Annotated in this window: 22 protein-coding genes; 10 read left to right on the forward strand and 12 right to left on the reverse strand. The window is 66.4% G+C overall.

The features are described 5' to 3' along the window. Positions 1 to 3 precede the first annotated feature (3 nt). The gene (locus tag LH407_RS05055) at positions 4 to 1,251 is read right to left on the reverse strand and encodes an MFS transporter (RefSeq protein WP_322132380.1); all 1,248 of its coding nucleotides are present in this window, start codon (positions 1,249 to 1,251) and stop codon (positions 4 to 6) included. 102 nt (positions 1,252 to 1,353) lie between these two features. On the opposite strand from LH407_RS05055, the gene purU reads away from it, so the two are divergent. The 7 genes from purU (at position 1,354) to LH407_RS05090 (ending at position 7,513) form a co-directional block, all read left to right on the forward strand. Then, a complete protein-coding gene (purU, locus tag LH407_RS05060) occupies positions 1,354 to 2,211 on the forward strand; it encodes a formyltetrahydrofolate deformylase (protein ID WP_322132379.1) in 858 nt (285 codons plus the stop codon). Further along, a complete protein-coding gene (nagA, locus tag LH407_RS05065) occupies positions 2,208 to 3,338 on the forward strand; it encodes an N-acetylglucosamine-6-phosphate deacetylase (RefSeq protein ID WP_322132378.1) in 1,131 nt (376 codons plus the stop codon). Before purU ends, nagA begins: the two co-directional genes overlap by 4 nt. Before the next feature lie 88 nt (positions 3,339 to 3,426). Beyond that, entirely contained in the window at positions 3,427 to 3,900 is a 474-nt protein-coding gene (locus LH407_RS05070; RefSeq protein WP_322132377.1) for an FMN-binding protein, read from the forward strand. A gap of 12 nt (positions 3,901 to 3,912) precedes the next feature. Beyond that, on the forward strand, positions 3,913 to 4,764 hold the full coding sequence (locus LH407_RS05075) for an FAD:protein FMN transferase (RefSeq protein ID WP_322132376.1): 852 nt from the start codon (positions 3,913 to 3,915) through the stop codon (positions 4,762 to 4,764). Continuing rightward, on the forward strand, positions 4,761 to 6,269 hold the full coding sequence (locus tag LH407_RS05080) for an FAD-dependent oxidoreductase (protein WP_322132375.1): 1,509 nt from the start codon (positions 4,761 to 4,763) through the stop codon (positions 6,267 to 6,269). Before LH407_RS05075 ends, LH407_RS05080 begins: the two co-directional genes overlap by 4 nt. A 130-nt stretch (positions 6,270 to 6,399) precedes the next feature. After that, the gene (locus tag LH407_RS05085; protein WP_322132374.1) at positions 6,400 to 6,828 is read left to right on the forward strand and encodes an Hsp20/alpha crystallin family protein; all 429 of its coding nucleotides are present in this window, start codon (positions 6,400 to 6,402) and stop codon (positions 6,826 to 6,828) included. 112 nt (positions 6,829 to 6,940) lie between these two features. Beyond that, a complete protein-coding gene (locus LH407_RS05090) occupies positions 6,941 to 7,513 on the forward strand; it encodes a YdeI/OmpD-associated family protein (RefSeq protein ID WP_322132373.1) in 573 nt (190 codons plus the stop codon). A 101-nt stretch (positions 7,514 to 7,614) separates the two neighbouring features. On the opposite strand, the gene LH407_RS05095 is transcribed toward LH407_RS05090, so the two are convergent. Then, positions 7,615 to 8,829 carry an NADP-dependent isocitrate dehydrogenase gene (locus LH407_RS05095; protein ID WP_322132372.1) on the reverse strand — a complete coding sequence of 405 codons (1,215 nt, stop codon included), beginning with the start codon at positions 8,827 to 8,829 and terminating at the stop codon, positions 7,615 to 7,617. A 105-nt stretch (positions 8,830 to 8,934) separates the two neighbouring features. Between LH407_RS05095 and LH407_RS05100 the strand changes: the two genes are divergently transcribed. Both LH407_RS05100 and LH407_RS05105 read left to right on the forward strand, forming a co-directional pair. Further along, positions 8,935 to 9,387: a GNAT family N-acetyltransferase gene (locus tag LH407_RS05100; protein ID WP_322132371.1), complete on the forward strand. Its 453-nt coding sequence runs from the start codon at positions 8,935 to 8,937 to the stop codon at positions 9,385 to 9,387. Positions 9,388 to 9,404: 17 nt separating this feature from the next. Continuing rightward, the gene (locus LH407_RS05105; protein ID WP_322132370.1) at positions 9,405 to 9,710 is read left to right on the forward strand and encodes an MGMT family protein; all 306 of its coding nucleotides are present in this window, start codon (positions 9,405 to 9,407) and stop codon (positions 9,708 to 9,710) included. 4 nt (positions 9,711 to 9,714) lie between these two features. Here LH407_RS05105 and ddaH read toward each other — a convergent pair whose 3' ends face one another. Both ddaH and LH407_RS05115 read right to left on the reverse strand, forming a co-directional pair. After that, on the reverse strand, positions 9,715 to 10,926 hold the full coding sequence (ddaH, locus tag LH407_RS05110) for a dimethylargininase (RefSeq protein ID WP_322132369.1): 1,212 nt from the start codon (positions 10,924 to 10,926) through the stop codon (positions 9,715 to 9,717). A 115-nt stretch (positions 10,927 to 11,041) separates the two neighbouring features. Further along, on the reverse strand, positions 11,042 to 14,095 hold the full coding sequence (locus tag LH407_RS05115) for a fibronectin type III domain-containing protein (RefSeq protein WP_322132368.1): 3,054 nt from the start codon (positions 14,093 to 14,095) through the stop codon (positions 11,042 to 11,044). Between the two features lie 145 nt (positions 14,096 to 14,240). Between LH407_RS05115 and LH407_RS05120 the strand changes: the two genes are divergently transcribed. Continuing rightward, entirely contained in the window at positions 14,241 to 14,945 is a 705-nt protein-coding gene (locus tag LH407_RS05120) for a DUF1345 domain-containing protein (RefSeq protein WP_322132367.1), read from the forward strand. 12 nt (positions 14,946 to 14,957) lie between these two features. On the opposite strand, the gene LH407_RS05125 is transcribed toward LH407_RS05120, so the two are convergent. From LH407_RS05125 to sucD, 8 genes are read right to left on the reverse strand one after another with little or no spacing between them, the layout of a single operon-like run. Then, positions 14,958 to 15,104 carry a hypothetical protein gene (locus tag LH407_RS05125; protein ID WP_322132366.1) on the reverse strand — a complete coding sequence of 49 codons (147 nt, stop codon included), beginning with the start codon at positions 15,102 to 15,104 and terminating at the stop codon, positions 14,958 to 14,960. A 55-nt stretch (positions 15,105 to 15,159) separates the two neighbouring features. After that, entirely contained in the window at positions 15,160 to 15,870 is a 711-nt protein-coding gene (locus LH407_RS05130; RefSeq protein ID WP_322132365.1) for a hypothetical protein, read from the reverse strand. Between the two features lie 34 nt (positions 15,871 to 15,904). Further along, positions 15,905 to 17,509, reverse strand: a complete 1,605-nt coding sequence (gene purH, locus LH407_RS05135) for a bifunctional phosphoribosylaminoimidazolecarboxamide formyltransferase/IMP cyclohydrolase (protein ID WP_322132364.1) — start codon at positions 17,507 to 17,509, stop codon at positions 15,905 to 15,907. After that, positions 17,509 to 18,093 (reverse strand): phosphoribosylglycinamide formyltransferase, encoded by a 585-nt coding sequence (purN, locus tag LH407_RS05140; RefSeq protein ID WP_322132363.1) that lies wholly within the window; start codon positions 18,091 to 18,093, stop codon positions 17,509 to 17,511. Before purN ends, purH begins: the two co-directional genes overlap by 1 nt. A 9-nt stretch (positions 18,094 to 18,102) precedes the next feature. Beyond that, positions 18,103 to 19,314 (reverse strand): cell division protein PerM, encoded by a 1,212-nt coding sequence (locus tag LH407_RS05145; protein ID WP_322132362.1) that lies wholly within the window; start codon positions 19,312 to 19,314, stop codon positions 18,103 to 18,105. A gap of 10 nt (positions 19,315 to 19,324) precedes the next feature. Continuing rightward, positions 19,325 to 19,807 carry a hypothetical protein gene (locus tag LH407_RS05150; RefSeq protein ID WP_322132361.1) on the reverse strand — a complete coding sequence of 161 codons (483 nt, stop codon included), beginning with the start codon at positions 19,805 to 19,807 and terminating at the stop codon, positions 19,325 to 19,327. Positions 19,808 to 19,851: 44 nt separating this feature from the next. Further along, complete coding sequence (locus LH407_RS05155) at positions 19,852 to 21,402, reverse strand: alpha/beta hydrolase (protein WP_322132360.1); 1,551 nt, start codon at positions 21,400 to 21,402, stop codon at positions 19,852 to 19,854. 41 nt (positions 21,403 to 21,443) lie between these two features. Continuing rightward, entirely contained in the window at positions 21,444 to 22,334 is an 891-nt protein-coding gene (gene sucD, locus LH407_RS05160; protein WP_322132359.1) for a succinate--CoA ligase subunit alpha, read from the reverse strand. Between the last annotated feature and the right edge of the window lie 7 nt (positions 22,335 to 22,341).

Here is a 22,341-nt window from a genome sequence, read left to right on the forward strand (position 1 = left end):
CGCTCAGTGAGCGGTCGCCGGTGCCTGATCTTTCGGAGCCGAGCCGCGACGGGCCCGCGCGTGCAACCAGCGATCGCCGAGGAGGAGCAGCACGAGACCGGCGAGTGTGATGAGCACGTCGAGGTAGGGCAGGGTTGTGATGCTCCACACGTTGAGCACGAGGCCACCGATGAGCGCTCCCCCGCCGATCCCGATGTTGAACGCGGTGGTCTGGTAGGCGGATGCCACGTCCCGCATCCGCGCGGACGCCGTGTGCAGCATCCGCGTCTGGATCATCGCCGGCACACCGCCGAACGCGATGCTCCAGGCCACCATGGCGGCGAGCACAATCCACACCGTGGTGGGGAACAGGGCGATCACGAGCACGGACGCGGCGATTCCGAGGATCGCGGTGGCCAGCGCCAGTCGCGGGTACTTGTCGGTGAGGAGCCCCGCGATGAGCACACCGATGGCCCCCGCACCGCCGTACAGGAACAGCACACCGGCGACGGCGCCACCGTCCAGGCCGACGGGACCGATGAGGAACGGTGCGATGTACGTGTAGAAGAGGTTGTGGCCCGTCATCACCAGCAGGATGACGAGGCACAGCAGCACGATGCCCGGGATCGACTTGTCCTTGCGCAGGGGCAACTGAATCTCACCGGTAACCGGCGCGGTGATGTGCTGAACGGCGGGAAGCAGCCACATGGCGACGAAGGTCAACAGGAGCGTCACGATGGCGATGACCATGAAGGCGAGCCGCCAGCCCACCACGTGACCGATGGCGGTACCGATCGGCACCCCCAGGACGAAGGCCGCCGTCCCACCGCCGGAGACGATCGCCACGGCGCGACCGACCTGGTGTTTCGGCACGAGGTGGCCGGAGTAGGCACCGACGACCGCCCAGAACAGACCGTGCGCGAGACCGCCGAGCACACGAGCGACAACGAGCACCTCGTACGTGGGGGCGATCGCGGCGAGCACGTTCGCGAGCACAAACGCGATCGCGACAACCACAACGAGCCACTTGCGCGAAAAACGCCGGGTGAGGGTCGCCAGGGGTGCCGCCGTGAGCACAACGGTTCCGGCGAAGACAGTGATGAGGAGGCCGACCTGGGAGTCGGAGACGTCGAACTCCTCCGCGATATCGGGCAAAAGACCCGTGGGGAGGAACTCGCTCGTGACCGCCGTGAAGACGAGAAGGGACAGGGTGATGAGACCCACCCAGGGGAAGGCCTGAGTGGCGTGAGATGAAGATGCTGGCGCGCCCATGAAGGCGATGCTCCGAATCCGTGCTGTGTGGTGCGTTCGCCGCCCGCGGGATGACGCGGGCCGGCGCCATCACCCACAAGCCTACGCCGCTACTGTAGGTGCGTGACCATCGCCGCCACCCACTGGATCCTCACCCTCGTCTGCGAGGACCGCCCCGGCATCGTCCACGCCGTGAGTGGGGCGATCGTCGAGGCCGAAGGCAACATCACCGAATCCCAGCAGTTCTCGAGCGACGACACCGGTCGTTTTTTCATGCGACTCCAGGTGGAATCGGATGTCTCGCGCGAGCGTTTCGAGCAAGCCCTGGCTCCCGTCACCGAGCGCTACGAGATGAGCTGGCAACTCGACGTCGTCGGACGGCCGCTGCGCACGCTCGTGCTCGTCTCGAAGGCCGGTCACTGCCTCAACGACATCCTCTATCGGCAGCGTGCCGGGCAGCTCTCCGTCGAACTCCCCCTCGTGATGAGCAATCACCCCGACCTGGCGGGCCTCGCCCAGTTCTATGACGTTCCGTTCGAGTCGCGGCCCGTGACATCCGCCGACGAAAAGGTCGCCTTCGAGAACCGCGTGCGTGAGGTTGTCGCCGAGCACGACATCGAACTCGTGGTGCTCGCCAGGTACATGCAGATCCTGTCTCCTGAGCTGTGCGCGGAACTCGCCGGCAAGGTCATCAACATCCACCACTCCTTCCTGCCGGGCTTCAAGGGCGCGAACCCGTACAAGCAAGCGCACGCGCGAGGGGTGAAGCTCATCGGCGCGACCGCCCACTTCGTCACGAGCGACCTCGACGAGGGGCCCATCATCGAGCAGAACGTGGTGCGTGTCGACCACTCGCGTACACCGGCCGAGCTCGTCACGATCGGACAGGACGAGGAATCCCGCACCCTCACCCAGGCCGTGAAGTGGTTCTCCGAAGATCGAGTACTCCTCGACGGCGCGCGGACGATCATCTTCACATGAACACACTCATTCACTCCGCGCGCAAAGTCGACGCCTCCGGTCAGGTCGATGATTTCTGGATGCTCGTGGATGCCGGCACCATCGTGTCGGCAGGCTCCGGGCACACGCGCCCCCAGGCCGACACCGAGATCGACGCCGGCGGCCACTGGCTGACCCCGGGATTCATCGACCTCCACGGCCACGGTGGCGGCGGGTACTCCTACGACCGCGGCGCCGAGGAGTTGCTGCAAGCGCTCTCGGTGCACCGCGCCCACGGCACAACCCGCTCCGTGCTGAGTCTCGTCGCCGCCCCCGAGGAGTCGCTGCTGGCGAGCCTCGGGCTCATCGCCGACCTCGCCGAATCCGACCCGCTCGTGCTCGGGTCGCACCTCGAAGGCCCGTACCTCGCACCCGCGCATCGCGGAGCTCACAACCCCGCCTTCCTGCGCGAGCCCGACCCGGCAGATCTCGACCAGTTCATCAGCGCCGCACGCGGCACGCTGCGGCAAGTGACCCTCGCGACCGAACTCCCGAACGCGTTCGACGCCGTTGACGTGCTCGTCGAGCAGGGCATCGTCGTCGCCCTCGGGCACACCGATGCGACCTTCGAGATGGCCAAGGAGGCCTTCGACCGCGGGGTGCGATTGCTCACCCACGCGTTCAACGCGATGCCGGGCATCCACCACCGCTCCCCCGGCCCCGTGGTGGCGGCCTTCGAGGACGAGCGAGTGGTGCTGGAACTCGTGTGTGACGGGGTGCACGTGCATCCGGATGTCGTGAACCTCACCTTCGCGTCGGCCGCCGGCCGCATCGCCCTCATCACCGACTCGATGGCCGCGGCAGGTGCCGTCGACGGCAACTACCGCCTCGGCAACCTCAACGTCACCGTGCAGGGCGGCCTCGCACTTCTGAGTGGCACCAACACGATTGCGGGCTCGACCCTCACACAGGATGCGGCCCTGCGCTGCGCCCTTGCGGCGGGCATCAACGCTCCGACCGCGGTAGAGGCACTCACTCACACCCCCGCCCGCGTGCTCGGTCTCGAGGCACGGCACGGGATGCTCGCGCCCGGCTACGCCGCCGACGCGGTGTTGCTCGACCACGAGTGGCGGGTCAGCACGGTGTGGGCCGACGGAGTGCAGCTGTAATTCCTCCCCGGAGAAGTCGAGGCGACTCCAAGGTTTCTCCCATCCGGTACGGGATGCTGTACGAAGACGTTGTGAGACGAGGAGACCCATGCGCACGACCATCGCCAGACCTGCCCTAGCCGTAGCCGCCGGACTCGCCCTCGCGGGAGCGCTCGCTGGCTGCGCCGCCGAGACGCCGACCGAGACCCCCTCCACCGAGACCGACACGGGCACCACCCCCGAGACGAGCACGCCGGACACGGGAGCCGACACCGGCTCGACCGGAACCTACGCCGACGGCACCTACTCCGAGAGCGGCCAGTACCAGTCGCCCAACGGCACCGAGACGATCGACGTGACCCTGACCGTCGCGGGCGGCAACGTCACCGACGTGCAGATCGGAACCAACCCGACCAACCCCAACACCGAGTTCTACCAGGGCGAGTTCGCCGGTGGCATCGCCGAGCAGATCGTCGGCAAGAGCCTCGACAGCATCTCCGTGAGCAAAGTCGCGGGGTCGTCCCTCACGAGCGGCGGGTTCATGAAAGCCCTCGAGGCGATCAAGGCGGATGCCTCGTCCTAGGCGCACCCCGACGTGCTGAGCTTCGAGGGCATCGGAACCCTGTGGCAGGTGGAGACCGCTGAGCCGGTCGTAGCCGAGGTGGGACGTCGCATCCGCGACCGCGTCGACGCCTTCGACCTCGCCTACTCGCGGTTCCGCGACGACTCGCTCGTGAGCCGGTTGCGTGCCGCGCCCGCCTCGGTCGAACTGCCAGCGGATGCCCCGCGCCTCTTCGAGCTGTACCGAAAGCTCTACGCCGCCACCGGTGGGGCGGTCACTCCGCTCGTGGGTGCGAGCCTCGAACGTCTCGGTTACGACAGTGCATACCGACTGACGCCAGCGGGAGCTCCCGTTCCGGCACCACCGTGGGAAGACGCCATCGCCTGGGACGGGCGAACGCTCAGCGCGCTGCGACCGGTGACCGTCGACATCGGTGCGGCAGGAAAGGGCTACCTTGTCGACCTCGTGAGCGAGATGCTCGTGGATGCCGGCCACACCGAGTTCGTCGTGGACGCCAGCGGCGACCTGTACCGGCGCGGCCCGGGCACGATCCGCGTGGGGCTCGAGCATCCGGCAGACCCCACCCGCGCCATCGGAGTCGTCGAGCTCGGCACGGGTGCCGTGTGCGCGTCCGCGACCAACCGACGGGCGTGGGGTGACGGTCTGCACCACGTCATCGATCCGGTGACCGGGATGCCCGCCACCCGCGTGCTCGCAACCTGGGCGCTCGCGAGCACAGCCCTCGAAGCCGACGGCCTTGCGACCGCCCTGTTCTTCACTGAGCCGGAATACCTCACGCGCGACTTCGACTTTCAGTACGTGGTGGTCGACTCCACCGGGCGGGTAACGTACTCGCCAGACCTGACCGGGGAGATCTTCACATGAAGCAGTGGCTCGATCGCAGGCTCGGCGCGGTGCCGATGTACAAGCTCGTACTGTTCACGCTCGCGGCCATCACCATCACCGCTCTTGTGCTCTCGCTCTTCGGGCAGCTCACCTATCAGCCGCTCCCGATCCTCGCCTCCGCACTCGTGGCGGTCGGTTCGGCGGCCATCACCGGATGGCTCGCCTCCCTCATCGTGCGCCGGCCGTGGCATCCGGAGTCCTCGTGCATCACGGGTGTGCTCATCGCCCTCATCATCGTGCCGACCCTGGACCCGCTCGGGCTGCTCGGTATCGCGGTTGCGAGCACTATCGCCACCGTGTCGAAGTACGTGCTCGCATTCCGCGGAAGGCATATTCTCAACCCGGCCGCTCTCGGCGCGTGGATCATCGGGCTTGCAGGGCTCGGATTCCCGGCGTGGTGGACGGGAACCCCGTTCCTCCAGCCGGTCGTCATCGTCGGTGCGCTGCTCGTGCTGTACCGGCTTCGACGGCTCGATATGGCTCTCGTTTTTGTGGTCGTCGCGTCGGTCATCCGCATTTCGCTCGGTGTCACGCAGGGCAACGACCTCGCCTCCGTGCTGTCGTTCACCTTCCTCTCGTCGCCCATGTTCTTTTTCGTCGGGTTCATGCTCAGCGAGCCGCTCACCACACCGCCGAGGCGCTGGCAGCAGTGGCTGGTCGCCGGGATCGCGGGTGTGCTGTTCTCGGTGCCCTTCAGCATCGGGCCGATCTACTCCGACCCGCTGCTGGCGCTCCTCGTCGCGAACCTCATCGCGTTCGTTTTCGGTCAGCGCCGCGCCATCCGCATGACCTACCTCGGCAAGACGGCCGTCAACGACCGGACGTGGGAGTTGAGCTTCCAGCCGAAACATCCGGTGCACTTTGTGCCCGGCCAATACATGGAGCTGACGATCCCGCACCGCAAGACCGACTTCCGCGGGAGCCGCCGATACTTCAGCATCGCCTCCGCTCCCGACTCCGAAGCACCGATCACGTTCGCGATCACGGTTCCCTCGTCGTCGTCGAGTTTCAAGAAGGCCCTGCTCGAACTCGAACCCGGGGAAACCGTCCACGGCACGGGTGTGCACGGAGACTTCGTTTTGCCCGCGGATGTCTCGCAGCCGCTGTTGCTCGTCGCCGGCGGGATCGGCATTACCCCCTTCGCGTCACAACTCGGGTACGCGACGGACCGTGGCGAGAAGCGCGACGTCGTGGTCGTGTACGCGACGAGCACGACCGGCCCGCTCCCGTATCGTGAGCTTCTCGAGCGCACGGGAGCACGCGTGGTGCTCTTCGCACCCGAGGCACCTAGCCCCCTGCCCGCCGGTTGGGTGCACGCTGGCACGGGACGTGTGGATGCGGATGCCCTCGCCTCCGCGGTACCGGATGCCGTCCACCGCCGAACCTTCGTGTCGGGCCCACCCGGCCTCGTGAACGAGCTGCGCCGCACCCTCCGCAAGCGCGGGGTTCGTCACATCCATACCGACTACTTCAGCGGTTACTGATCTCCGCTTCTTCCCCATACAGTCACGCCGTTCGCCGGATGCGAACACGCTGGCACTCGGGCGTGCAGAGTGCTAATTTCGTCTTACTTGAGTCAAGGCGACTCAAGTTCTAGACGAAGGACAGATCATCATGGCAGTACTCTTCGACCCGTTCCGTGAGCTCGAGCGCGGCGCGACCCGACAGGGTCTCCGCCGGATGCCGATCGACCTCTATCGCGACGGCGATCACTACGTTCTCACCGCCGACCTCCCTGGTGTCGACCCGGGATCCGTCGATGTCGACGTCGACGGTCAGCTGCTCACCATCCGCGCCGAGCGGACCACACGCAGCCAGGGAGACGTGAAGTGGCTCACGCGTGAGCGCCAGGGCGGCGCCTACCTGCGTCAGCTGACGCTCGGTCAGGGAATCGACACCGCATCGATCTCCGCGAACTACGAGAACGGCGTGCTGAGCGTCGTCATCCCGGTGAGCGAGCAGGCGAAGCCGCGCAAGGTCGCAGTCTCGACCGGCACCCCCGCCGCGGAGACCGCCGAGGCCGCTGAGGTCACCGCGAGCTAGCGGCTCCCGCATCCCCGAGGTGCCCACTTCGGTTGGTTGTTTCACAAAAACACCCACCGAAGTGGGCACCTCACGTTAAGGGAGGGTCGGGTGTGGGACGTACCATCGCCCTATGGCGTCGTTTGAGGAGAAGGTCATCGTCTACGTCTCGACGACGGCCGAGTGGGAACGGTACCTCATCGACCACGGCACGGACGACGGTGTGCGCCTGAAGCTGCGCAAAAAACTGTCCTCCGCGCCCGGCATCACCTGGGACGAGGCCCTCGAGGTCGCACTGTGCCACGGCTGGATCGACGGCCAATCCAAGCGCCTCGACGACGACTACATGCTGCAGGCATTCACCCCGCGCCGGCGCAACAGCCCCTGGTCGCAACGCAACGTGGGCATCGTGGAGCGCCTCATCGCCGAGGGTCGGATGCGCGACGGCGGGCACGCCGAGATCGAGCGAGCCAAGGCCGACGGGCGGTGGGATGCCGCGTACCGGGTGAAGGACGCGGAGGTGCCCGCCGACCTGCAGGCGGCCATCGACGCCAACCCCGAGGCATCCGCGTTCTTCGCAACACTCACGAAGCAGAACCGCTGGGCGATGATCTTCCGTCTAAGTCAGCTCAAGCGCGCAGAAACCCGCGAACGAAACATCACCAAATACGTGGAGATGCTCGCCCGCGGGGAAAAGCTCTACTAAAGGTCACGGACACTCCCCACCAAAAACCCGCAGCACCACGCGACCACGGGGGCCTGGTTTCGAGACGGCGCTTTGCGCCTCCTCAACCAGCGGGAGGGTGCCTACGCCAGGCGCGCCGCGAGTGCCTTGTCGAGCGTGTCGAGGAACTCCTCGGTCGTCTCCCACTTCTGGTCCGGCCCAACGAGCAGCGCGAGGTCCTTCGTCATGTGGCCCTCTTCGACGGCCGTGATGACGACGTTCTCGAGCGTCTCGGAGAAGGCGGCGAGCTCGGGGTTGTTGTCCAGCTTGGCGCGGTGGGCAAGCCCACGGGTCCACGCGAAGATCGAGGCGATCGGGTTGGTCGACGTGGGCTTGCCCGCCTGGTGCTGGCGGTAGTGACGCGTGACCGTGCCGTGGGCTGCCTCGGCCTCGACGACCTTGCCGTCGGGCGTTGCGAGCACGGAGGTCATGAGGCCGAGCGATCCGAAGCCCTGGGCCACGGTGTCGGACTGCACGTCGCCGTCGTAGTTCTTGCACGCCCAGACGTAGCCGCCCTCCCACTTCATGGCGGAGGCCACCATGTCGTCGATGAGGCGGTGCTCGTAGGTGAGGCCGGCGGCGTCGAACTTCTCCTTGAACTCGGTGTCGAAGATCTCCTGGAAGATGTCCTTGAAGCGTCCGTCGTAGGCCTTGAGGATGGTGTTCTTGGTGGAGAGGTACACCGGGTAGTTGCGGGCGAGGCCGTAGTTGAGGGATGCCCGTGCGAAGTCGCGGATGGAGGCATCCTGGTTGTACTGCACCTGGGCGATGCCGTCGTCGGGTGCGTCGTAGACCTCGAACTTCATCGGCTCGGAGCCGTCTTCCGGTACGAACTCGACGGTGAGCTTGCCTTTGCCCTTGAAGACGAAATCGGTGGCGCGGTACTGGTCGCCGAACGCGTGACGACCGATGATGATGGGCTTGTTCCAGCCGGGCACGAGGCGCGGGATGTTGGAGATGATGATGGGCTCGCGGAAGATGACGCCGCCGAGGATGTTGCGGATGGTGCCGTTGGGCGACTTCCACATCTTTTTGAGGCCGAACTCTTCGACGCGGGCCTCGTCGGGGGTGATGGTGGCGCACTTGACGCCGACTCCGTGACGCTGGATGGCGTGGGCCGCATCGATGGTGACCTGGTCGTCGGTTGCGTCGCGGTTTTCGATGCCGAGGTCGTAGTACTCGAGCTTCACGTCGAGGTAGGGGTGGATTAGGGTGTCCTTGATCTTCTGCCAGATGATGCGTGTCATCTCGTCGCCGTCGAGTTCGACGACGGTTCCTTCTACCGTGATCTTGGACAAGCTGGTCTCCTTAGTTCGTGGCCGTGGACAGCCTACTCGGTGCCAAAAGTATCTTGATGTCAAGATAGTTTACCGCATCCCAGGTCGGCAGGTTAGCCTGGTCGCATGGGCGAGCTGAGACTTGAGGAACTGTCGGCGACCACGATCGTCGCCGCGAACAACCTGACCCTCCGACCTGGTCAGGAGCAATTCGTCACGCCTCCCACCTATGCCATCGCTGACAGTTACGTGAACCCCGCAACGTCGTGGCCGCGTGTTGTTCTCGACGGAGACCATGTGGTGGGTTTCATCCGAGGCAACTTCGATCCGGATGCCGTGCAGGAGGAATTCCGCAGCTGCGTGTGGCGCGTTTCCGTCGGCGCGGAGAACCAGGGCAAGGGCATTGGCTCCTTCGCAGTGCGGGCTCTCGCCGACGAAGCCAAGAGCCGCGGGTTCACGCAACTGACTGCCCTGTGGGAGCCGGGAGACGACGGGCCGGAGGAGTTCTTCCTCCACCTTGGCTTCGTCATCACCCAGCAGACCCAGTACGGCGAGAACCTCGGCGTCCTCACGCTCTAGCGCGGCGCTCCGTCACGGTGAATAGCGGCGACGACTTCACGGAGCGTGTGCTCGCCGTCGTGGAGGACATTCCGGCAGGCCGGGTCATGACGTACGGGGATGTGGCCGCGGCGGTGGGCTCCCGCGCGGCACGCGCCGTGGGTCGCACGATGGCCCACTTCGGGCACGAGGTTCCGTGGTGGCGCGTTGTGCGTGCGAGCGGGCATCCGGCGACGGGTCACGAGGCTCGTGCGCTCGAGCACTTCCGCGAGGAGGGCACCCCGCTCGTCGACGGCGCGGCGGGGATTCGTGTTGATCTCGCCGCGGCGAGGTACCGCCCCTAGGTCGCTAGCGGATGCGCACCGAGAGGCACGTCACGCATCCCTCGAGCTTTTCGAACTCGCTCACCTCGACGGGCACAACGCGGTATCCGAGGCTCTCGAGGAGCGCTGCCGTCTTCGGTGCCGAGGCCGAGATGAGTACCGCGTCGTGCGAAAGCACAACTACTGCCGACCCGTGCACTTCGGGCACCGCGAGGAACCGGTCGAAGATTCCCGGATGCTCGACCAGGCTCTTGTGGCCGATGACCGTGCCGTCCGGCAGCGCCGTGACGGCGCTCTTGAGGTGCAGCACTTTCTTCACCGGCACACCCACAACGCGGTAGCCGAGCGGCACGAGGATCTCGCGCAGCTGACGGATGCCCTCGCCATTGGTCCGGCCGCCGCTGCCGACGTAGATGGTGGTGCCCACCTTGAGAACGTCCCCACCGTCGAGGGTGCCCGGTGCGCTGATCTCCTCAACACGCAGACCGAGGGATGCCACGGTTTCGCGAACGTCGTCGACCTCGCCGCGGCGACTCTCGACTCCGGGGCTTGTGATGACGGCGAGGTCATCGAAGATCACCACGGTGTCTTCGACGAACACCGAGTCGGGCAGGTCGTCTGCCGCCGCCACGTCGAGCACCTCGAAACCTTCGGCGGCCAGCGCTGCAACGTACCCGTCCCACTGGCGCTCGGCGAGCTCGTGGTCGACGGGTGTGCGCTCGAGGTGCGTGAGCTCACCTTCGTCGAGTCGCGACGACGGCGGACGAACGAGCGCGACGCGGCGCTGGATGTCCCGCTTCCACGTCGTCACGAGGCGCCAGAGCGAACGTCCGAGCGTGACGGCGACAACGATGGCCGCGATCTCGAGCACGAGGTTGGTGCCGACGAGCGTGGTGAGGAGGAACTGCGTCGCCTGCTCGCTCCAGCCCTGACCGAAGCCCAGCACCGCGATGACAACTCCGAGCGTGCTCGCGAGGAGGCCGGCGACAAGCCCCGCGATTGCCGCTCCCCACCACGTGCGGAAGGCACCGATCAGACCCGCCACAACAAACAGCCCCGCGAGGATGACGCTCCCCACGATGAAGTAGTTGTTGAGCGCGATGAGGTTCTCACCCGTCGCGCCGTTGGTGACAAAAAAGACGAGGACAACCGCCACGTGAACGGCGAGCGCCGACACAACTCCGGTGATGACGGAGGCGGAGAGGCGACGGCTGAAACTGAGAGGGCGCGTGTGCATTCCGCCACCCTAGCGGCCAGAGTCTATGAACGGGCTGCGCGCCGAAGGGCCGTTCGGCACCCGCGGTGTGCGGGTCCGAACGGCCCTGGTGCGGCCATCCGCTCAGCGAGCGACTCTAGGCGTTGGCACGCCGCCGACGCGCGATCACAACCGTCGCGCCACCCAGCAGCAGAAGCGCCGCGAGCGCGAGGATGCCCTCCATCGAGCTGCCCGTCGATGCGAGCGCCTGGGGGCCTGGCGCAGCAGAGCCTCCCGCAGTCGGGATGCTCACCTGCACCCACCCGAGGATGTCGCCGTTCGCGTCATGCAGGGCAACACGGTGGTTACCCGTGAGACCGGCTGGGACGGGCAGTGCGAACGTGCCGTCGGTGACAACGTGCCACCCCGCGAACACGGGATCCGAGTGCACGTAGGCTCCGACCCACAGCCCGTTCCAGCTCCGATCGACATTCACCGTGATCACTCCGCCGGTGACGGTCGCCGTGATGCCGGAGCCCTTGTTGGCGCTCGTCGGCGTGATGGGCTGCGGGGCAGCATCCGGGGCCGTCGACCACACCGTTGCCGTTGCCGAGACCGTCGAGTACCGCTCGCCACCGATCTCGTTGGTGAAGTCGGCGCGGTACTGCACGCCGGTCGCGAGACCCGACACGGTGAGGTCCGTCGTGTTCTCGCCGTCGAGGTCGATCCACTCCGACGTTCCGGGCGCACGCAGCTGCCACTGGACGTCGGCGGCGGGCACCGCCCAGGCGCTCGCCGAGAGTTCGGTGGTGGCCGTCGATTCGATGGCGGCCCGGCTCGGCGACGACGTGATGCGCGGTGCCTGCTCACGTCCGACCACGATCACCCCTGTCGGCGTCGTGACGTAGACGACACCCTGGCCCGCGTGGGTCGAAACCGAGGTCACTCCCGATCCGAAAGCGGCGTCCGCGAAGCGTGTCGCCGTGCCCGCGAGCACATCGACCGCCGTGAAACCGCCCGCCGTGTGACCGACGATCGCGAGACCGGCCTTCGGGTCGACGGACACACCAGCTGCGCCAGCGTCGAGCGTGTAGGTACCGAGCTGGGTCATGCCACTGCGTCCGGCGAGGATCCGGAGTTCGCTGGAGGACTGACCGGTGAAGAGAACGTAGAGGTTGCCCGTCGCGGGATCGACACGCATCCGCCCGACGCCTGCGCCCACCGGGTACTGTCCGACGATTTCGCCCTCCTCCGCATCGATCGCGAGGATCACACCGACAGAGAGGGAGAAGTAGACAATGCCCGAGCCGGAATCTATTCCGATTCCGGTGATCGAGTACGGCAGCACGATGGGATCGTCGAGGAGCGGCTCACCGAGGCTTCCCGCCGCAGTCGAGTAGCCGTTGGCTGCGGTGCCGCTGCCCGTCGAGTACGCGGCGACGATCCCCGAGAGCGATGCATCGAAGCTCAGGTCGATGACCGGTCCGCCGACGTCGAACGTGCCGACGATGTCACCTGTCCCGATGTCGACACCGTTCACTCGGCCGACGCTGCCCGAAGCTTTGTCGCTCACCCAGAGAATCCCCTTGGTCTCATCGAGCGCCGACGGCCCGGAAAGCGCGGATGCGAGCTCCCCGATCTTCTGGAAGCCGAGATCGACTTTGGCCGGCGTACCCGCAGGCTCCTCCGGCGTCGTCGGCGTGCCCGGGTCGACCGGGCCGGGCCCCGCGCCGGGGCCAGGAATCGCGACACCGTCCTCGGTCACGTACTTGGAGCCGTCGCTGTACTTCGTGATGGTGAAGGCGTCGAGGGTGCCGCCGATCGGTACATCCGTGGTCGACTCCTCGTCGCCGGTTCCCCACTTGGCAGCAACGATCGACTCGTAGCGCAGGGTGTTGCCGGAGACGGTGATGCCCTGGAAGGTCGACGTGTAGCCCGCGCGCGTGACCTGGGTCGCGCCGTTCTGGGTCCAGACGTTGTTGTCCTCCGGCTGCTGGTCGTAGTACTTCGGGCCGGACACGCTCACGGCGTAGACGGGTCCCGTCGTGACGCCCGGGGTGGCCGTCGCATCCTCGTTCACGTATCCGCGCGCGTAGGTGTGGTCGTGGCCCATGAGCACGAGATCGATGTCGTTGCGCTGGAAGACGGGGAGCCACGCGGCGCGCACGTCGGCTTCGTCACGACCGGTCGCCGTCGAGAAAACGGGCTGGTGGAAGACGGCGACTGCCCACTGGTTGGGGTTGTTTGCGAGGATGCTGTCGAGCCACTCCGCCTGAACTTGCAGCCACAGCTCGGTCGGGTTCGGGCATCCGATGAGGCACGGCGGCAGCACATCGGGGGTCATGAGGGCGATGGCCTGGCTGCGGCTCGCATTGAGGGAGATGAAGCGCACACCCTGGTAGTCGGTGTAGTACGCGGTCTCGTCGAGCGCGATCTGCATCTGCTGGCGGTACGCGGCCTCCTGCTTCTGCGCGTCGGTTGTGCCCTCATTGCCGTCCCACTGGGGTCCGTTGGCGTCGTACTCGAAGTTCGACTTCCAGACCTTGAGGAACTCGTCACCGCTGTATTCGTGGTTGCCGGGCGCCGCGATCACATTGGTGGTCTGGCTGTAGCCGTCCATGGCTCCGAACCATTCCGTCCATTCGCTATCGCGGTCGGAGTTGTTGATGAGGTCGCCCGCGTTGACGGTTCCGACGGCATCCGGGTACCGCTCGTACGCCTGATCGACGACGGGCGACCACTTGGCCGCGATGTCGTTCTGGGCATCGCCGAAGTAGATGAAGGTGAACGGATCACCGGGTGTGCCCGCGGTCGTGAACCGGTAGGTGGCCGACTTCGCGGCGTCCGTTCCCACCTGGTACTCATACTCCGTGCCGGGCGTGAGCTGGTCAACAGTGGCCGAGTGGGTGCGAGTTGCGAACGACCCGGTCATGAGAGGTTCGTTGGCGTACGCGGCGGCCGTGCGCCACGTCGTGGCACCGACCTCACGGATCCACACGGTGCCGTCGGTAACGTCACCGCCCGTGCGCCACGTGAAGGATTGGCTGGTCGAGGGGTCCTGCGGCGGGGTCAGAACAACACGCTCGGGGGTGGCGTCGGATGCACTGACGGAGGTGACAGCGAGGGGCGCTGCCATCGCCGCCGTTCCGAAGAGGGTCGAGGCGACAACCGTCGTCACCGCAACCGCGGAAAGGGTGCGAAGCAAAGTCATGCGAGGGGTCCTTACGTTGTGGGAACCTCTCAACACTGGTGACGGCGCGCAAACCCGGAGTGACCGTTCGGTGACCACAGGGCGACGGGATTCTTTCGTCTCGCAAGTAGTACGGCAATAGTGGTGCCGCACGTAGGGTGAACGGATGGACGCCCACGCCCGTACCCCTCGATTCGCCTCGGACGTCGTGCGAGGATACGCGGTTCTCGCGATAGCCGTGCTGGCATCCCTCGGCATTCCGATCGTGCTGTACCTGGCCGCGAGCCCCTGGGATCAGACCTCGCTCGTCATCACAACACTCTTCCTGTCCTGGACGACCATCGGCGTGGCCACCACCACGTTGACCCTCGCGACGTTCCTGCGAGCGGATGCATCACAGCTGCGGCACTGGCTCGTGGGTACGGCGACACGAACCGCGCGGGCGCGCATTCTCGCATTCATCAATGGCGGTGGCGCCACGAGTTGGGCGGTCACCGGTTCACTCATCGCGGTGGTCGCGGTCGCGACGCTGCTGTTCCGCGGCGAAGTGGCGACACATCCGCTCGTCGCCTGGTCGGGGATCGCGGTTGTGGTCTCCTCGCTCGCCATGACCGTGTCGTCCTACGCCGTACGTTACGCGCGCGAGTACGCAACCGCCGGAGGACTGCAGTTCCCGGGCGAGGACCGCCCCGTCTTCAGCGACTTCCTCTACCTCGCCGTCATGGTGGCGACCTCGCTCGGCACCTCGGACGTCGTCGTGACCTCGTCGCGCGCACGGCGAATCGTGCTCGTGAACAGCCTCATTTCGTTCGCCTTCAACACGGTGGTGGTTGCCCTCCTGGTGGCGCTTCTCGTCACCAGACTCGCCTAAGCGCGGAGATCGTTAGGGCAGCGGTGCCTGACCCTCGGTCGGCTCGGCCTGAGGCAGAATCTCCTCGGCCTCGTCGGGCACGACGTCGCCGTCCTTCTCGACCCAGCCGTCGCCGAGGTCGGTTGGCTTCTCTTCGGGGATGGATGTCGAATCGCTCATACACCCAGTCGACCGTCGCTGATCGCCGGTGTCAAGGTCTGCCGTCGCTCAGCCATCAACACCCGTAAGAGCCCGAAGCCGAGTCGGCTAGTGAGTCGGTGATCAGTCGGAAGACAACGAGGTCGGTTCCTAATCCAAAATGCAGGTAGGTGCCGTCGCCAGCAGCAACCGCATACTCGCGATACGACCCGGTGTCCGTCGTGACGATGGCCTCGGGATACGCCGCAACGAGTTCGTCCTCCGTCGAGCCGATTCCGATCCCGCGGTTCGTTCGGGGAGCATCCGGAGACAAGCTCCCGACGTTTCCAACCGATCTGAGATCGATCCATTGAATGCCGCGACCGTCTGTGAATGCGCCATACCCGATCACCCAGCGCGGGTCGACCGGGTCGACGACCCCAGAAATGCTTCGTTGCACGGTGAAGCATTCGGAGGCCGTGGACGGCGCCCAACCGAGGTTGGCACCCGTTTGCACCCCGTCCCCGCCCAAAGTGATTGGGCCGAACGAACCCGATTCGAACGTCCAACTCGCGCTCGGGTCGGTCGACGCACTCGGAGTTGGCGCCGGAGTGGGTGTCGGCGCCACCGTTGCGGACGGCGAAGGACCTGTCGTCGGCGCCGGGTCTGCGTTGCCGCTGGTGAAGAAGACGAGTGCGACAATGACTCCCGCCAACACGAGCACTGAAAGAAGGATCGCCAAGACGACCGGGCCACGTCGTGCACCCGCGGGCCCCCTGAGGTGGTCAGGTTCACGACTATTCGTCATGTCATCAGTATGTCCTATGGGACCCACCGCACGATCAGTGGAAGAAGTGCCGCTCACCCGTGAAGTACATGGTCACGCCCGCCTGTGCAGCGGCGGCGATGACCTCCTCGTCGCGGATCGACCCGCCCGGCTGAACCACGGCGCGGACACCCGCGTCGAGCAGAATCTGAAGTCCGTCAGCGAACGGGAAGAACGCGTCGGATGCAGCAACCGAGCCCGCGGCACGATCACCCGCGCGGGTCACCGCCAACCGGCAGGAGTCGACACGATTGACCTGCCCCATTCCGACACCGACGGAGGCCCCGCCACTCGCCAGAAGGATGGCGTTGGACTTCACGGCGCGGACGGCACGCCAGGCGAACTCGAGGTCGGCCAGGGTCGCGGCATCCGCCGCCTCTCCCGCGACGAGGGACCAATCGCTCGCGGGAGCGAAGTGGGAATCGGGTTCTTGCGCGAGGAGACCACCGGAGATCTGCCGGATCTCCGCCTGTCCGCGCTGCGGGGCGGGCCAGCCGCCCGGCACTTCGAGCAGTCTCAGGTTCTTCTTGGCCTGAAGCACCTCGAGTGCGCCGGCCTCGAAACCGGGAGCGACAACAACCTCGGTGAAGATCGGCGCGATCGACTCGGCGGTCGCGCGGTCAATCGGGCGGTTGGCGGCGATGACGCCGCCAAACGCGGAAACCGGGTCACACGCGTGAGCGGCAGCATGGGCCTCGGCGAGGGTCGGCGCGGTTGCGATGCCGCACGGGTTGGCGTGTTTGATGATCGCTACCGCAGGTCCGTCGTGATCGTAGGCCGCACGCAGCGCCGCATCGGCGTCGACGTAGTTGTTGTACGACATCTCCTTGCCACCGTGCTGGGTCGCGTGCGCGATGCCCGGTGCTCCGGCGATGCGGTAGAGCGCCGCGCTCTGGTGGGAGTTCTCGCCGTAACGCAGCGGCGTCGCGAGGTCCGCGGTCACGGCGATGTTCTCGGACCATGACCCCGGGGCTTCGGAGGTGCCGGGGCGCGCAACGTTCGTCGCGAAATACTCGGCGACGGCGGTGTCGTACGCGGCAGTGTGGGCGAATGCTTCCGCCGCGAGTCGTCGACGCTGAGCGAGGGTCGTGCCACCGAGCGTGAGTGCCTTGAGCACCTGCGGGTAGCTCGCGGGCGAGGTGACGATGGCGACGTTCGCGTGGTTTTTCGCCGAGGCACGCACGAGAGCGGGCCCCCCGATGTCGATCTGCTCGATCACGTCGTTCGGTGCTGCGCCGGATGCGACGGTCTGAACGAACGGGTAGAGGTTGGAGACGACGAGCTCGAACGGCTCGATACCCATCTCGCGCAGCTCGTTCTCGTGCGATTCGAGGCGCAGGTCGGCGAGGAGACCGCCGTGAATGGAGGGGTGCAGCGTGCGGACTCGTCCGTCGAGAGACTCGGGGAACCCCGTGACCTCGGCGACCTCGGTGACCGCGAGCCCGGCATCCCGAATTGTGCTCGCTGTCGACCCCGTCGACACGATCTGCACTCCAGCACCGACAAGTGCCGTGGCGAGCTCCACGAGGTCGGTTTTGTCGCTCACGGAGACGAGGGCGCGACGGATGGGGATGACGTCCCGTTCGCGGTAGCTGGCGGGATCGTGGGTGGGGCCGGACACTACAGCTCCTCTAGCAGGCGTGGATTGTTGGCGATGTCGAGAACGGTCTGGATGAGCAGGCGCCGCTCGACGGGTTTGATGCGCTCGTGGAGTTCGGCCTCGGTGTCACCCGGCAACACGGGAATGCGCTCCTGGACGATGATCGGGCCGGTATCGACACCGTTGTCGACAACGATCACGCTCGCGCCGGTCTGCGTCGCCCCGGCCTCGATGGCATCCCGCACGGCGTGCGCTCCCGGGAACTCGGGAAGGTAGGCGGGGTGCGTGTTGATGAGGTTCGGTGCGAGAGCATCCACGACCGCGGCCGGCAGGAGCGTCATGAAGCCGCTGAGCACAACGAGGTCGGGCTCCCACTGTCGAATCTGCTCGAGGAGCTCATCCCCCCACGCCTCGCGACTGTCGAACGTCGAGCGCACGACGGAGAAGGTGGGGATTCCGAAATGCTCGGCATGCTCGAACCCGTCGGCGGGCCGATCGGCTCCGACGGCGACGACACGAGCGGGGAACTCCGCGTCCTCCGCCGCTTCGAGAAGGGCGCGGAGGTTGGAGCCGCCACCCGAAATGAGGACTACGAGCGTGAGCACCAACCCAGCCTAGGGCGTGCGCGACTCCCTGCGCGGCAGTCTGCCCGAGGCGGCGACGCCGACCGATGCAGCCACCGAGCACAGGATGGCCGCTACCCCACCGACCGCGATGGCGTTCGGCCCGACATCCGCGAGCCGACCCGGCCCGGCACCGCCGGAGGCGAGCCACGCGAGAACACCGATGATCAGCCCGGCGGCCAGCCCCATTCCGACGGATGCGACGAGCACGCGGTATCCCTCGAAGCGCCGACGGATGCCCGGCCCGAACCACGCCCCCACGAGGAACGCCGACAGGAGCGGCACCAGCAGCCCCACGAAGGCGAAGGGCGCATCCCCGGACGGGAGCGCACCGAGAAGGGGTATCGCGGGAATCGGCCCGACGCTTGTGCCGAGCGGACTCACGAGCGACCCCGTGCCGACGGCGAAGCCTGGGCCAACCAACCAGCTCGCCGTCCAGATGACGGCGACGGGAGCGAGCGCAAGCTGACCGAGGGTCACGAGTACACCACCGAGCACGTCCGTGTGGAGGCTCTCGTAGAGGGTGATGATGTCGGCGTACGACGTGACGATCGCGATGGTGGTGATCACCGCGGATGCCGCAAAGAGCAGGGCGGCGATGGCTGCTCCGCCGCGGAAGGACATGGAGACGAGGTCGCGCACGACCTGAGGAACGGCCTCGAGAATGCGCACACGTCGCGGAGCTGGGGGCAGTTCCTTCGAGACGAACACCCTCGCGATGAGCACACCGCCGCCGAAGAACAGCACCGGCAGTACCGCCGCCTGCACGAGAGAGGGTCGCGCCATCGGTTCGAGAGCGGAAGCGGCGAGAACGACGGATGCCACGACAAAAGTGCTGACCGTGACGAGGAAGCCCATCCCCCGGTACGCCGTCTCGGCCACCCGGAACCCGGCGCGGACACCGAGCAGCGCGGTGAGCATCCCGATCCCGAGCGCCGCGATGGACACGGTGAACGGCTGGTCGGCACCCGGGAGGCCGAGAGCGCCCGCGATGGCGGGATCGAGGGTGAACGTGACATCCACACCGTGACCGAGGAGCCAGATGTCGACCGCCGTGCGCCAGAAGATCAACCAGTCGGGGCCGAAGCCGAATTGCACAACCCACTGGATGCTCAGCGGAACGAGAGGGATTGCGAGGCCGATCGCCACCACGAGGAGCGCCTCGAGGGCGGCGAAGAGTGCAGTGAGGGGGCGCGAGATCACGACGACCCGATCAGTGAACGGCCGCGTTGAGCGCGATGATGATCAAACCGAAGATGGCGGAGCCGATCGCCCCAAAGATACGCACCGCCACATTGGCGCCGCGTTGCGTGAGGGCCACGAAACCCAGAACACCGAGTTGGACGGTGACGATGAGCAGAGCCAGATCGACCGCATCGTCGTCGGCGAGCACATGGAAGGCTCCGAGCACGAGAGGGATCGAGGGAAGGATGGACGCCCACAGCATGCCGTTCGAGTGCTTCATCGCGCGCCAGATCGCCGAATGCAGCGGCGACTTGGCGACGTGATTGACAATCGTGCCCGCGTAAACGTGGGCTCCCCAGAAGATGACGAGCGAGAAGACCGACAGGAACAACACCTCGACCGGGTGGGAATCCTCGTCGGACACCGCCGCGATGAGCGCCGCGAACAGGATGAGACCGTAGATGGCGTCGACCGTCACGAAGCGTTCAGCCAGCCACGCCCGGAATCCCATGCGGACTACGGTACCCGCCGCCGTGTCGGCGGCCCGTCAACGACTCAGCAGAGCGGGTCGGATGCCGGAACAACACCGCGGATGAAGTACTCGTCCACCACGTCGTCGATGCAGGCGACACCCTGGTTGTACACGGTGTGCCCCTCACCCTCGTAACTGATGAGCACACCGCTCGAGAGCTGGTCGGCAAGTGACTGCGCCCACGCGTACGGCGTGGCCGGGTCGTTGCTCGTGCCGATCACGAGGATCGGTGCGGCACCCTCCGCGTCGTAGGTCGCGGGCGGGTCGGAGACGGGAACCGGCCAGTTCGTACACAGAACGTCCAAGACCGCGTAGTCGTCGTAGGTGAAGAAGCGGCCAATCGTGGGGGCGGCGGCGTCGATCTCGGCGACACGCTCAAGCGTCGAGGCCGGATCGTCGAGGAAGTCGCCATCGGCGCACGTCACCGCCTGGTACACGTCCGTCGAGTTGCCCGAGTAACCGCCCCCGGGGAGTCGAGAGTTGTACTGATCGGCCGAGGAGAACGCCGACTCTGAGTCACCCGCCGCGAGATCCTCGAACATCTGGGTCATCGACGGCCAGTAGCCCTCGGAGTACAGGTTGAGGGCGACGGCGGTACCGATCGTGGCCTCGTCGAGTTCGCGGCCGTCTGCCGCGACGAGACCCGCCGTGCCAGCGCTCTCGATGAGGGTGCGTGCCTGCACCAGCGCCTGATCGAGGTCGCCGGAGAACGGGCATCCCGATGCCGAGAGACAGTCGGTGAGGTAGGCGCGGAAGGCGTTCTCGAAGCCGACCATTTGAGTCTTGAGCCCCTCGAAGTCACTCAGGAGGGGATCAACCGCGCCATCGAGCACCATACGCCCGACCTTCTGCGGGTAAAGCTCGGCGTAGGTGGCACCGATCTTCGTGCCGTAGGAGTAACCGAGGTAGTTGAGTTTCTCGTTGCCGAGAACCGCGCGGAGAAGGTCGAGGTCGCGCGCTGTGCTCACGGTGTCGATATTGGCCAGAAGGTCGCCCGTGCCGGTGAGGCAGGCCTGCGCGTAGTCCTCGGCCACCGCGGTGAGCTCGTCGATCCAGCCCTCCGTCTCGTAGGCGCTGTCGTACGTTCCGTAGAGAAATTCGTCGCGGTCCGCGTCATCCGTGTAACACGTGACCGCGGAAGATTGGCCAACGCCGCGAGGGTCCCAGCCCACCATGTCAAAGTCGCGCTCGAGGCCCGGGAACGAGCTGTAGGCGACGTAATCCCACCCCGAACCGCCGGGGCCACCGGGATTCACAAAAAGCGACCCCTGCGAGCGCCCCGTCGCCTCGCGCTTGACGACCGCAAGATCGATGCGGCCAGCGGTCGGTTCCTCCCACGACAGTGGTGCTGCGACCGTCGCGCACAACAGGTCTCGCTCGCACTCCGACCACGTGACGCTCTGGTGGTAGAACTCGGTGAGATCCGGCGCCACCTCTTCGCGCGTACTGGAGTCGACCGCAGTACCCGACCGATCGAACAACCACGACGGGAAGCAGGCGGAGAGGGCGAGCGCACCCGCCATGATCACGGCGAAAGCCGCCACCCGGCGAGCACGCAAACGGGGAGAACGCATACGGGGAAGGCTACAACCCCGCCCAGACGAGAAGCCTGGGTCTACAGCGCGGCGAACACCTCACGCATGAGGGATGCCGTCTCGCTCGGTGTCTTGCCGACCTTGACGCCAGCGGCCTCCAGGGCCTCCTTCTTGCCCTGAGCCGTACCCGCGCCGGAGGACACGATGGCACCGGCGTGGCCCATGGTCTTGCCCTCGGGAGCCGTGAACCCGGCAACGTAGGCGACAACCGGCTTCGTGACGTTCGCCTTGATGAAGTCGGCCGCGCGCTCCTCGGCGTCGCCGCCGATCTCGCCGATCATGACGATCGCCTTCGTCTCCGGGTCCGCCTCGAACGCGGCGAGCGCGTCGATGTGAGTTGTGCCAATGATGGGGTCGCCACCGATACCGATCGCGGTCGAGAATCCGAGGTCACGAAGCTCGTACATCATCTGGTAGGTCAGCGTTCCCGACTTCGACACGAGGCCGATCGGGCCCTTGCCCGTGATCGTCGCCGGGGTGATGCCGACGAGCGCCTCGCCCGGCGTGATGATGCCGGGGCAGTTCGGGCCGATGATGCGGGTCTTGTTGCCCTTCGCCTTGGCGTGAGCCCACGCCTCGGCGGAATCCTGAACGGGGATGCCCTCGGTGATGACCACGAGGAGCGGGATCTCGGCGTCGATCGCCTCGATCATGGCATCCTTCGCGAATGCGGGCGGCACGAACGCGATCGAGACGTCTGCACCAGTCTTTTCGATGGCCTCGGCAACCGTGCCGAAGACGAGGAGCGTGACGCCCCCGTCGTGCTCGACGGTCGTGCCGGCCTTGCGGGCGTTGACGCCGCCGACGACCTGGGTTCCGGCCTTGAGCATGAGCGCCGTGTGCTTGGTGCCCTCGCCGCCGGTGATGCCCTGGACGATGACCTTGCTGTCCTTGTTGAGGAAGATCGACATTGTGTTC

The sequence above is a fragment of the Antiquaquibacter oligotrophicus genome, assembly GCF_020535405.1.
Taxonomy (GTDB): domain Bacteria; phylum Actinomycetota; class Actinomycetes; order Actinomycetales; family Microbacteriaceae; genus Rhodoglobus; species Rhodoglobus oligotrophicus.

Coding starts and splice junctions, on each gene's coding strand:
- LH407_RS05055 (WP_322132380.1), bottom strand. CDS start 1,251: ATGGGCGCGCCAGCATCTTCATCTCACGCCACTCAGGCCTTCCCCTGG.
- nagA (WP_322132378.1), top strand. CDS start 2,208: ATGAACACACTCATTCACTCCGCGCGCAAAGTCGACGCCTCCGGTCAG.
- LH407_RS05070 (WP_322132377.1), top strand. CDS start 3,427: ATGCGCACGACCATCGCCAGACCTGCCCTAGCCGTAGCCGCCGGACTC.
- LH407_RS05080 (WP_322132375.1), top strand. CDS start 4,761: ATGAAGCAGTGGCTCGATCGCAGGCTCGGCGCGGTGCCGATGTACAAG.
- LH407_RS05085 (WP_322132374.1), top strand. CDS start 6,400: ATGGCAGTACTCTTCGACCCGTTCCGTGAGCTCGAGCGCGGCGCGACC.
- LH407_RS05090 (WP_322132373.1), top strand. CDS start 6,941: ATGGCGTCGTTTGAGGAGAAGGTCATCGTCTACGTCTCGACGACGGCC.
- LH407_RS05100 (WP_322132371.1), top strand. CDS start 8,935: ATGGGCGAGCTGAGACTTGAGGAACTGTCGGCGACCACGATCGTCGCC.
- ddaH (WP_322132369.1), bottom strand. CDS start 10,926: ATGCACACGCGCCCTCTCAGTTTCAGCCGTCGCCTCTCCGCCTCCGTC.
- LH407_RS05115 (WP_322132368.1), bottom strand. CDS start 14,095: ATGACTTTGCTTCGCACCCTTTCCGCGGTTGCGGTGACGACGGTTGTC.
- LH407_RS05120 (WP_322132367.1), top strand. CDS start 14,241: ATGGACGCCCACGCCCGTACCCCTCGATTCGCCTCGGACGTCGTGCGA.
- LH407_RS05125 (WP_322132366.1), bottom strand. CDS start 15,104: ATGAGCGATTCGACATCCATCCCCGAAGAGAAGCCAACCGACCTCGGC.
- LH407_RS05130 (WP_322132365.1), bottom strand. CDS start 15,870: ATGACGAATAGTCGTGAACCTGACCACCTCAGGGGGCCCGCGGGTGCA.
- LH407_RS05150 (WP_322132361.1), bottom strand. CDS start 19,807: ATGGGATTCCGGGCGTGGCTGGCTGAACGCTTCGTGACGGTCGACGCC.
- LH407_RS05155 (WP_322132360.1), bottom strand. CDS start 21,402: ATGCGTTCTCCCCGTTTGCGTGCTCGCCGGGTGGCGGCTTTCGCCGTG.
- sucD (WP_322132359.1), bottom strand. CDS start 22,334: ATGTCGATCTTCCTCAACAAGGACAGCAAGGTCATCGTCCAGGGCATC.